General features: G+C 50.2%; 10 protein-coding genes and 3 tRNA genes. 2 read left to right on the top strand and 11 right to left on the bottom strand.

The features are described 5' to 3' along the window. Positions 1-165: 165 nt before the first annotated feature. Positions 166-906: a hypothetical protein gene (locus ACTU3N_RS01535; protein ID WP_443084389.1), complete on the top strand. Its 741-nt coding sequence runs from the start codon at positions 166-168 to the stop codon at positions 904-906. 295 nt (positions 907-1,201) lie between these two features. Here the strand turns inward: ACTU3N_RS01535 and tnpA are convergent, their stop codons facing one another. From tnpA to uvrY, 7 genes are all read right to left on the bottom strand, one after another. After that, on the bottom strand, positions 1,202-1,660 hold the full coding sequence (tnpA, locus tag ACTU3N_RS01530) for an IS200/IS605 family transposase (protein WP_443084388.1): 459 nt from the start codon (positions 1,658-1,660) through the stop codon (positions 1,202-1,204). 209 nt (positions 1,661-1,869) lie between these two features. Then, positions 1,870-1,956: transfer RNA gene (locus ACTU3N_RS01525), tRNA-Leu, on the bottom strand. 10 nt (positions 1,957-1,966) lie between these two features. Continuing rightward, a tRNA-Cys gene (locus ACTU3N_RS01520) sits at positions 1,967-2,040 on the bottom strand. 53 nt (positions 2,041-2,093) lie between these two features. After that, positions 2,094-2,169: transfer RNA gene (locus tag ACTU3N_RS01515), tRNA-Gly, on the bottom strand. Positions 2,170-2,318: 149 nt separating this feature from the next. Then, on the bottom strand, positions 2,319-2,867 hold the full coding sequence (gene pgsA / locus ACTU3N_RS01510) for a CDP-diacylglycerol--glycerol-3-phosphate 3-phosphatidyltransferase (RefSeq protein ID WP_443084387.1): 549 nt from the start codon (positions 2,865-2,867) through the stop codon (positions 2,319-2,321). Between the two features lie 56 nt (positions 2,868-2,923). Beyond that, a complete protein-coding gene (gene uvrC / locus ACTU3N_RS01505) occupies positions 2,924-4,756 on the bottom strand; it encodes an excinuclease ABC subunit UvrC (RefSeq protein ID WP_443084386.1) in 1,833 nt (610 codons plus the stop codon). Next, positions 4,753-5,409, bottom strand: coding sequence for a UvrY/SirA/GacA family response regulator transcription factor (uvrY, locus tag ACTU3N_RS01500; RefSeq protein WP_443084385.1), 657 nt, complete (start codon positions 5,407-5,409; stop codon positions 4,753-4,755). Before uvrY ends, uvrC begins: the two co-directional genes overlap by 4 nt. Before the next feature lie 464 nt (positions 5,410-5,873). On the opposite strand from uvrY, the gene ACTU3N_RS01495 reads away from it, so the two are divergent. Then, positions 5,874-6,098, top strand: a complete 225-nt coding sequence (locus ACTU3N_RS01495) for a DUF2594 family protein (RefSeq protein WP_443084384.1) — start codon at positions 5,874-5,876, stop codon at positions 6,096-6,098. A gap of 50 nt (positions 6,099-6,148) precedes the next feature. Here the strand turns inward: ACTU3N_RS01495 and sdiA are convergent, their stop codons facing one another. The 4 genes from sdiA to dcyD all read right to left on the bottom strand — a co-directional run bounded on the left by sdiA (position 6,149) and on the right by dcyD (position 9,583). Next, positions 6,149-6,871: a transcriptional regulator SdiA gene (gene sdiA, locus ACTU3N_RS01490; RefSeq protein WP_443084383.1), complete on the bottom strand. Its 723-nt coding sequence runs from the start codon at positions 6,869-6,871 to the stop codon at positions 6,149-6,151. 286 nt (positions 6,872-7,157) lie between these two features. Continuing rightward, the gene (tcyN, locus tag ACTU3N_RS01485) at positions 7,158-7,910 is read right to left on the bottom strand and encodes an L-cystine ABC transporter ATP-binding protein TcyN (RefSeq protein WP_443084382.1); all 753 of its coding nucleotides are present in this window, start codon (positions 7,908-7,910) and stop codon (positions 7,158-7,160) included. After that, positions 7,907-8,575, bottom strand: a complete 669-nt coding sequence (gene tcyL / locus ACTU3N_RS01480; protein WP_443084381.1) for a cystine ABC transporter permease — start codon at positions 8,573-8,575, stop codon at positions 7,907-7,909. Before tcyL ends, tcyN begins: the two co-directional genes overlap by 4 nt. A 21-nt stretch (positions 8,576-8,596) precedes the next feature. Then, positions 8,597-9,583, bottom strand: a complete 987-nt coding sequence (dcyD, locus tag ACTU3N_RS01475) for a D-cysteine desulfhydrase (protein ID WP_443084380.1) — start codon at positions 9,581-9,583, stop codon at positions 8,597-8,599. Positions 9,584-9,765 lie beyond the last annotated feature (182 nt).

Here is a 9,765-nt window from a genome sequence, read left to right as displayed (position 1 = left end):
CTGACGAAATTCGGGCGTGTGCTGCTTGCGGGGCTTGTTGCTGGTTGTGGCTGATTTGGTCATGAGCTACCTCTGGCTGAGAGTTTACTCACTTAGTCCCGTGTCCACTATTGGCGGGTAGGATCAATATCTGAAGGTGTATTTATTACGGGATAGGATTGAAGAATGGAAAGGCTATTAGACGCGTACAAACGGATATTACAGGAAGTTGACGCCCAGTCATTTAACCTGAATGAGGATAAATACTCAGGCGTCTTTTTACCTGTGCCCTTTGAAGAATACTGGCACTCACCGGTAAAAATCATGCTGGTTGGACGTGAAACCGCTGGCTGGAATACGCTGAATGGTAAGAATACGATATCACGGTTGTTGGGACTTATATCTGTCGTCACCATCGGGCAGGTGATTGAAGAAGCTGTAGCCCGTTACAGAAAACATCTTCCGGTACAAAATGATGGCACAACAAACCTCAAATCACGTAGCCGCTTCACGCAGTATCATTTCCGGCTGGCCCGGGAGCTGGATATTCATCCTCAGGCAATCGTGTATGCCAATCTACTGGCGTGGGATTACGACGGACTGCCCCCTCTCAATCGCCCTCAAAATGAAGTGCAGGAAGTCATATTAGCCTCGCTGAAACTGCTGGCGGTACAAATTAAACACCTTGAGCCAGATTTCATCATCTTTGCATCCGGCGCCCGGAGAACAGACTACATCTTAAAACAGGTGCTTACTGAGCTAGGCGACTATGAGACTTCTTCAGTCATTCCGGGGAAGCTATGGGAGTTCAAAACAGGTAATACAATCTGTTTTAGAATTGCCCATCCAAGGGCTATGTGCGGACACCAGAAGTACAGAGATGAGGTGATTGCACGAATTAAGCAACTTTGCACTGAGAGCTGCTAGTGCATTACAGATTACTCAGTAGGCATCCCAGAGCACCTCTTCCCGGAAGAGTACCGGAAAACAGGCAAAGCGGCTTGGTTCTCTATGCTAGAGGCGACACGTTCGATTCGGCATTGCCAGGCTGGAGATTGCAACTCATTGCACCTCGTGAGCACAGGATATGCACAGGGCGTGAATTTCAGACACAATAAATATCCTCCGGCATAGCCGGAGGTTTTTCAGATGCGCCTATAAGGCTCTATTACCAGCCGCGCCCTAACAGGCGCATACGATCTGACATTTGCATCAAACCTCGTTACTTACGGCCCGTAAACGGGCTACCAGGATAAGGGATCGACAACTGCTCCCCCATTTTATCCTCTTCAAGCTGGTGCTTTATGTATTTCTGTATCTTCGCTGTGTTCTTCCCTACCGTATCTACGTAGTATCCCCGGCACCAGAACTCCCTGTTCCTGTATTTGAATTTCAGATCTCCAAACTGCTCATAAAGCATCAGACTGCTTTTCCCTTTCAGATACCCCATAAAGCCGGATACGCTCATTTTAGGCGGGATTTCCACAAGCATATGGATATGATCTGCGCAGCATTCAGCTTCCACGATCCGTACATTTTTCCACTCACACAGCTTTCTTAAAATGCTGCCTGTCGCCAGACGTTTCTCTCCGTAGAACGCTTGTCTTCGGTATTTTGGCGCAAAAACTATGTGATATTTACAGTTCCATCGGGTGTGCGCTAAGCTCTTTTCGTCCCCCATTGGGACCCCCTTTTGATTTCTTGTTGAACTTTTGCAGCTGCCAGACCGCAAGGTGTTTTAACAAATCAAAAGGGGTTTTAATAACTGGCTTAAAGCTGAAAGCTTTCCGGAACCCCCAGCCTGGCTGGGGGTTTTCTATAGACAAAAAAACCACCTTTCGGTGGTTTCACGACACTGCTTATTGCTTTGATTATTCTTTATTTTCCCAATGGTACCCGGAGCGGGACTTGAACCCGCACAGCGCGAACGCCGAGGGATTTTAAATCCCTTGTGTCTACCGATTCCACCATCCGGGCTCGGGAAAATTGGAGGCGCGTTCCGGAGTCGAACCGGACTAGACGGATTTGCAATCCGCTACATAACCGCTTTGCTAACGCGCCAAATTCCTCAGGCTTCACTGCCTGCATCCGCCAGTATAGCCGATGCGTTAAACTGGAGCGGGAAACGAGACTCGAACTCGCGACCCCGACCTTGGCAAGGTCGTGCTCTACCAACTGAGCTATTCCCGCAATATCAGGATTATTCTAATCACTTGATTTTATTATCTTCTGGCAAGCTACGCTGCCTTCCGATGCGTTGCATTCTACTTACCTGACGCAGTGAGTCAACGATATTTTTTCAATTCACGGATCGTTTGCTGAAAATTACAACGAAACGATCACGGTTCAAGCAAATCGCCGCGCGCAGCGTTCAGATATTGCAGCATTGACCACAAAGTCAGCACCGCCGCCACGAGAAACAGCGCGATTCCGGCGTACTCAACCCAGATATTCGGGCGCCACAGCAGCCACACCAGCGCGACCATCTGCGCTGTCGTTTTGACTTTACCAATCCAGGATACCGCCACGCGGCTGCGCTTACCCATCTCCGCCATCCATTCGCGCAGCGCAGAAATAATGATTTCGCGTGCAATCATGGTTGCGGCTGGCAGCGTTACCCACCAGCTGTGGTAATGCTCGGCCACCAGCACCATCGCAATCGCCACCAGCACTTTATCTGCCACCGGGTCCAGGAAAGCCCCAAAACGCGTGCTTTGGTTCCAGCGACGCGCGAGAAAACCGTCGAACCAGTCGGTGATAGCTGCACAGCAAAAAATCAGCGCACAGAGAAACGGCGCCCATTGAAAAGGCAAATAGAACGCCAGCACAAAAAACGGTATCAGGATGACGCGAAAAAGCGTGAGCAACGTAGGGATATTAAATCGCATAGCGGCGGTAACTGTCTGTTGTCCGTAAATTTTAGCTCTATGTTGCTACAGAGCCCTCAATGTTTCAACGAGTAGTATATCTTTTCTGCCAGTCCTTGCGAGACGCCCGGCACTTTTGCAATTTCATCAATGCTGGCGTTAAGCAGGCCTTGTAATCCGCCCATATATTTCAGCAACATCTGCCGACGTTTCGGGCCAACGCCTTCGATAGACTCCAGCGAACTGGTGTTTTTCACCTTCGCACGTTTCTTACGATGGCCGCTGATCGCATGATTGTGCGACTCATCACGAATATGCTGAATAACATGTAACGCAGGCGAATCCGGCGGCAAACTAAACCCCTCACCTTCCGGCTCAAAAAAGAGCGTTTCCAACCCGGCTTTACGGTCTGCGCCTTTTGCCACCCCAAGCAGCAGCGGTTTAGTCTTATCCCAGGGCACATCAAGCTCGGCAAACACCGCCTTCGCCTGGCCCAGCTGACCTTTCCCGCCATCAATAAGGATAACATCCGGAATCTTACTTTCCTCGATGGCCTTACCATAGCGCCGACGCAGCACCTGATTCATCGCCGCGTAATCATCACCCGGCGTAATGCCTGTAATATTATAGCGGCGGTACTCCGCGCGCAGCGGCCCGTTGGTATCGAATACCACACAGGATGCCACCGTCTGCTCGCCCATCGTATGGCTGATATCAAAGCACTCCATGCGTTTTACTTCCGGCAGTTCCAGCGCGGTTGCTAACGCCGCCAGACGCTGATGCACGGTCGATTGCTGTGAAAGTTTAGTACTTAGCGCCGTCGCTGCATTGGTTCGCGCCAGTTTGAGATAACGCGCGCGGTCGCCGCGCGGTTTGGTCTGCACGTTGACGCGACGACCCGCGAGTTCAGAAAGCGAATCACTAAGCAAAGTTTTATCTGCCAGATTGAAATCCAGCAGAATTTCCCCTGGCAGCGTGCGCATCTGGCTGCCCTGTAAATAAAACTGGCCAACAAAGGTTTCCACCACTTCGCCAAGCTCGGTACCGCCCGGCACTTTCGGAAAATAGCTGCGGCTGCCAAGCACCTTGCCCTGGCGAATAAACAGTACATGCACGCAGGCCATGCCCGCATCAAAGGAGACGCCTATCACATCCAGATCGTCACCGGTATTGGAAACAAACTGTTTCTCCGTCACCCGCCGTACCGCCTGAATTTGATCGCGAATACGCGCCGCTTCTTCAAACTCCAGCGACTGGCTGGCTTTTTCCATCCGTGCGATGAGCTGTGTTAATACCTGATCATCCTTACCAGACAGGAACAGGCGCACATAGTCCACCTGACGGGCATACTCTTCTTCGCTGACCAGACCGGCAACACACGGCCCCAGACAGCGGCCAATTTGGTATTGCAGGCACGGGCGTGAACGGTTGCGATAAACGCTGTTTTCGCACTGGCGAATGGGAAATATTTTCTGCAACAGCGCAAGAGTTTCACGCACGGCGTAACCGTTAGGAAAAGGCCCAAAATATTCACCGCGAGCATGTTTTGCGCCACGGTGCATCGCCAGACGTGGGTGCGTGTCACCGCTGAGAAAAATAAAAGGGTAGGATTTATCATCGCGCAGCAGCACGTTATAGCGCGGCTGATACAGCTTGATGTAGTTGTGTTCCAGCAGCAACGCTTCCGTTTCGGTGTGCGTCACGGTCACGTCAATCTGCTGGATTTGCGCGACCAGCGCTTCGGTTTTACGCGAGGCGAGATTGCTGCGAAAATAACTGGAAAGCCGCTTTTTGAGGTCTTTCGCTTTACCTACATAGATAACAGTCCCACCGGCATCATACATACGATAGACGCCAGGCTTGCTGGTGACTGTTTTCAGAAATGATTTTGCATCAAAAACTTCACTCACTGACTTGCTAACGTCTCCGCATTGCACAAACCATGTCGAATCGCGAGGTGTGTCAGTTCGACATCACCATGAATGTTCAATTTACTGAACATCCGGTAGCGATAGCTGTTCACCGTTTTGGGACTCAGGTGCAGCTGTTCAGAGATCTCATTGACCTTCTGGCCTTTCGTGATCATCAGCATAATCTGCAATTCACGTTCGGACAAACTGGCAAACGGGGAATCAGTCTTTTCTGGTTCGATTTGGCTAAGCGCCATCTGTTGCGCAATATCGGAAGCGATGTAGCGTTGCCCGGAATGAACGCAGCGTATCGCGTTGACGACATCCTGCGGCGCGGCGCCTTTACTGAGATAACCGGCAGCTCCAGCCTGCATGACTTTCGCCGGAAGAGGATTTTCAGTGTGAACGGTTAACATGATGACTTTAGTATCGACATTACTGCGGGCAATTTTGCGCGTCGCCTCAAGGCCGCCGATACCGGGCATGCTCATGTCCATCAGGACCACATCAACAGCATTGGCGCGACACCATTTGATGGCGTCTTCACCGCAGTTGACCTCGCCCGTGACTTTGATGCCTTTAATATCTTCAAGAATGCGTCGTATCCCTGCGCGCACCAGTTCGTGGTCATCAACAAGTAGTACGTTGATCAAAGGAGTTTCTCCAGAAGAAAAGGGATAACGCTGCTAAAACTTATTCTCTTATATTAACGTTTTTTTACCCTTCTGGGAAAGCTTAAAAAGCATAACCTTTCCGATTTTGTTGCTTTTTTTGGAAATTAGACTGTACACAATGAGGAAAGTATGAGCACATTTTCAGGTGTGGCGAGTAAAAATTTATTCTTCTTTTTTCATAAAGTTACCAAAAACTTAATTTTCACTTTGCTGTTAATTATCGCTTGCTGTTTGTAACAACAATTAACGTCGGTTAAACCTCATGAAAACATATATTTTCGATGAATAAAAAGAACGTTAGTTTATTGCTTAAGGTTCAATCGAATAAACTTTAACGCATAACGATAAAACAACCGCTGCTGATTTCTGTAATTGATATGGTATACTTCGCCGCTTTGACAGAGATCGTCGCGTGATTGCGACAGTGTAACGAGGAAAATAAATTGAGCACACCTGATTTTTCCACTGCTGATAATGCAAAAGAACTGGCTTTGGAAGTCTCCTGCCTTAAGTCAATGATTACCGTAATGCTTCAGGCTATGGGCCAGGCAGACGCAGGTCGCGTAATCCTGAAAATGGAAAAGCAAATTAACGAAATGGAAAATGAAGCGCAGGCTGCCGTATTTTCCAGCACCGTTAAGCAAATTAAACAAGCTTACCGTCAGTAATTCCCCACCGGCTGGCCTGATTGCCAGCCGGACATGACTTATGCAGCCATTCAGATAATCCCTGTCGCAGCGGCATAGCAGGCGATCTGCGTTTTATTTGGCGCGTTAAATTTTTTCTGCATATTTTTCTGATGAAAATTAACCGTATTTTCCGAGATGGATAAAATCATGGCGATTTCGGCAGAAGTTTTTCCTTCTGCGGTCCATTTCAGAATTTCCCGCTCACGCTTACTGAATTTCATCTCCGGAGTCAGCACCAACTCACTCTCCAGCCGGGTTAATGTCAGCAAGCTTATCTGTACCAGCGTTTGCAGGCGCATTTCCATTTCATCATCGGGCATCATTTTACCCAGCAGACTGGTGCGCGATACAGAGAGAAAACCCAGCGCATGATTAGGCAGCATCAGGCATTGTGATATCCCTTTACACACGCCATGATCCCGCGCGGCATCCCATAGCTGCATCGCATCCTGAAAGAGTTTGTCATTCCAGGGCAAATGCCCCTGAATAAAGTTTTCAGCTTTCAGCACAGGATCGATGGCGAAATAATTTTCCGCCTGATAATGCGTTATCCACGCCTGCGGATATGTCGTTTCGAGGCTAATTTTGGGCCGGGTAAACGGCACCGGATGACGAACACAAAGCGCGAAATAATCAAACTCCAGCTGCTGCGTTTGCCGCTGCAACTCTGAATATACTTCTTCTGCCGCTACCATCTCCTGGAACCGCCACAATAATTCGCGACGCCAGGTAAAAAATTCTTTATCCTGCATACCGACCGGTAATACCCCTGGTTTTAATATTCATTCTTTTGTATACAATAAACTAACACATAAAACTTATTTATTTATATAAAATATTCAATTATTTCAAAATAAGTTGAATCACCGTCAGGCATTATTGCTACAGGCAGAAGCTCTTAGAGTATTTTGCTGCAGACATGCCCTGCCCGGGCCGCATAATTACCTTATAATATGTGCGCAATTAATTTCATAATCAGATTCAACTTAAGTTAAATTATTGCGGTTCATCACAGCCTGTTATTGAACCGCATCATTATTACTGCATCAGGAATTTTTCTAAGAATTGTTTTGTGCGGGGTTGTTGCGGCGCAGTAAATAATGTTTTTGCCGGGCCTTGCTCAACAATACGTCCCTGATCCATAAAAATAGCCCGGTCGGCAACGTCACGGGCAAAGCTCATTTCATGCGTAACAATCACCATGGTACGCTTTTCCTCGGCCAGCTGACGGATGGTATTTAACACCTCGCCAACCAGTTCTGGATCTAAGGCGGAAGTTGGTTCATCGAACAAAATAACTTCCGGGCGCATTGCCAGTGCGCGAGCAATTGCGACGCGCTGCTGTTGACCGCCGGACAAACGACGCGGGTAACTGCTCTCCTTACCGCTTAAACCGACTTTCACCAGTAATTCGCGTGCAAGAGCAGTAGCCTGCTCTTTCGGCTCGCCTTTCACAATCACCGGCCCTTCAATAATGTTTTCCAGCACCGTGCGATGCGGGAACAGATTAAAATTCTGAAAAACAAAGCCGACATGCTGGCGCAACTGGCGAATAGCGGCTCTCTGCTGGCCTATTGGCCGGGCGGTATCGATGGTGATATCCCCGACGCGAATGGTGCCGCTTTCCGGATGTTCAAGCAGATTGATACTGCGCAGGAGCGTTGTTTTACCGGAACCGCTCGGCCCGATAATGGCCACCACTTCCCCTTGCTGCACGTCGAGGTCGATACCGTGCAGCACCGTCTGACCGTGAAATTTTTTCACCAGCTTTTTAACGTCGATAGTACTCATTTGGGATCTCGCTCCTGGCGGTTTAGCTGATGCTCAAAATAATTTTGCAGCGAAGAAAGCACCGTCGCCATCACCCAGTAAATCAGCGATGCCGCCAGATACATCGTAAACACTTCCAGCGTGCGCGAGGTAATAAGCTGCGCCTGGCGGAAAAGTTCTGGCACCTGGATGGTGGCCGCGAGCGAGGTGTCTTTAACCAGGCTAATAAAACTGTTGCTCAGCGGCGGCAGCGCCACGCGCGCGGCCTGCGGCAAAATGGCCCGGCGCAGCGTCTGAAAAGGCGTCATACCGATACTGGCCGCGGCTTCCCACTGCCCTTTATCAATGGAGGAGATCGCTGCGCGTAATGTTTCCGCCGCGTAGGCCGCCGTATTCAGCGACAGACCAATCATCGCGGACGGGATCGGGTCCAGCTCAATACCAAACTGCGGCAGACCGTAATAGATCATAAACAACTGGGCGATAAGCGGCGTACCGCGAAAAACAGAGATATAAAATCGCGCCAGCCAGCGCAGAGGCAGCAAAGAAGACATGCGCATCAGCGCCAGCACAAACCCCAGCAGCAGGCCAAAAAACATACCACCAATACTAAGTTGCAGCGTAAAAACCGCCCCTTTTAGCAGATAGGGCGCGGAATCAATGACCAGTTGTAGACTTTCTTGCATAGTTTTTATTCTGCTCTGGTGTTAAACATGGGGGTGATAGGCAAACAGCGCAGGAGCACCGCCCGTATGGACAAACAGTATCGGGCCGTTATCTTTAAAACGTTTTTGCTCGATACCATCAATTAACCCCGCCATTGCTTTTCCGGTATACACCGGGTCAAGCAGGACGCCTTCCAGGCGGGCCAGAAGTTTGACGGCGGCCAGCCCTTCCTCGTTTGGCGCACCGTACCCGGGCGCATAGTAATCATCCCATAGCAGTATTTCTGACTGCGCCGGTACTTCCAGCGCCTTGCTCACGGCCTGTTGCAGCGCTTCGACCTTCGGTTTTTGGTCTGCTACGCTTCGCGAAACAGTGACACCAATCAGCTCAACGTCTGGCATCAATTGCTCCAGCCCCACGGCCAGGCCAGCATGGGTTCCTGCGCTACCAGAGGCCACAACCACCGACGAAAGCGCCACAGCGCCCTCGCACTGCTGAGCGATTTCCAGCGCGCTCTCCACATAGCCCATTGCACCCAGTGCATTCGAGCCGCCGACCGGGATCACATACGGGCGAAAGCCCTGCGCTTCGACACGCGTTGCCAGCGCGTCGAGCTGTGCATCCGGGTCAGTGAGCGCATCGCACATTTCGACCTGCACGTTAAACAGGCTGAGCAGCAGCCTGTTGCCATTGCTCAGGTAGTTTTCCGCCGTGGTACCGAGCGGGTTTTCCAGCAGCGCGACACAGTTGAGCCCCAGCTTTGCCGCTACAGCCGCCGTCTGGCGAACATGATTGGACTGGATAGCCCCGGCCGTCACCAGCGTGTCAGCCCCCTCGCGCAGCGCATCCGCCGCGAGAAACTCAAGCTTGCGCAGTTTATTGCCCCCAAGCGCTATCGGCGTGACGTCGTCGCGCTTGATATAGATATCACGACCGAGGTAATCCGATAAGCGCGGCAGATACTCGAGCGGCGTAGGGGCGCCGATAAACTCCAGCCGGGGAAAACGCGTCAAGGTGTGCAAGGGCATAAAACCTCCAGAGACCGGGAAAAGGTGATGTGTTGTTAGTATGCACCTTAAAATCAACTGACTAGTCCTGATATAGGTTGACACTCTTCCGCCTGTAAAACGCCTGATGAACATCATCAGGCGTTTTGTATTTCAGGGCCAGATGTGGCCGTTCATGGTTATAAATTGCCACAGATTCTTTT

It is taken from the genome of Vagococcus sp. WN89Y (assembly GCF_052220145.1).
Classification (GTDB): domain Bacteria; phylum Pseudomonadota; class Gammaproteobacteria; order Enterobacterales; family Enterobacteriaceae; genus Kosakonia.
The sequence above is the reverse complement of the archived record's forward strand: the minus strand, read 5'-3'. Positions and strand labels throughout refer to the sequence as shown.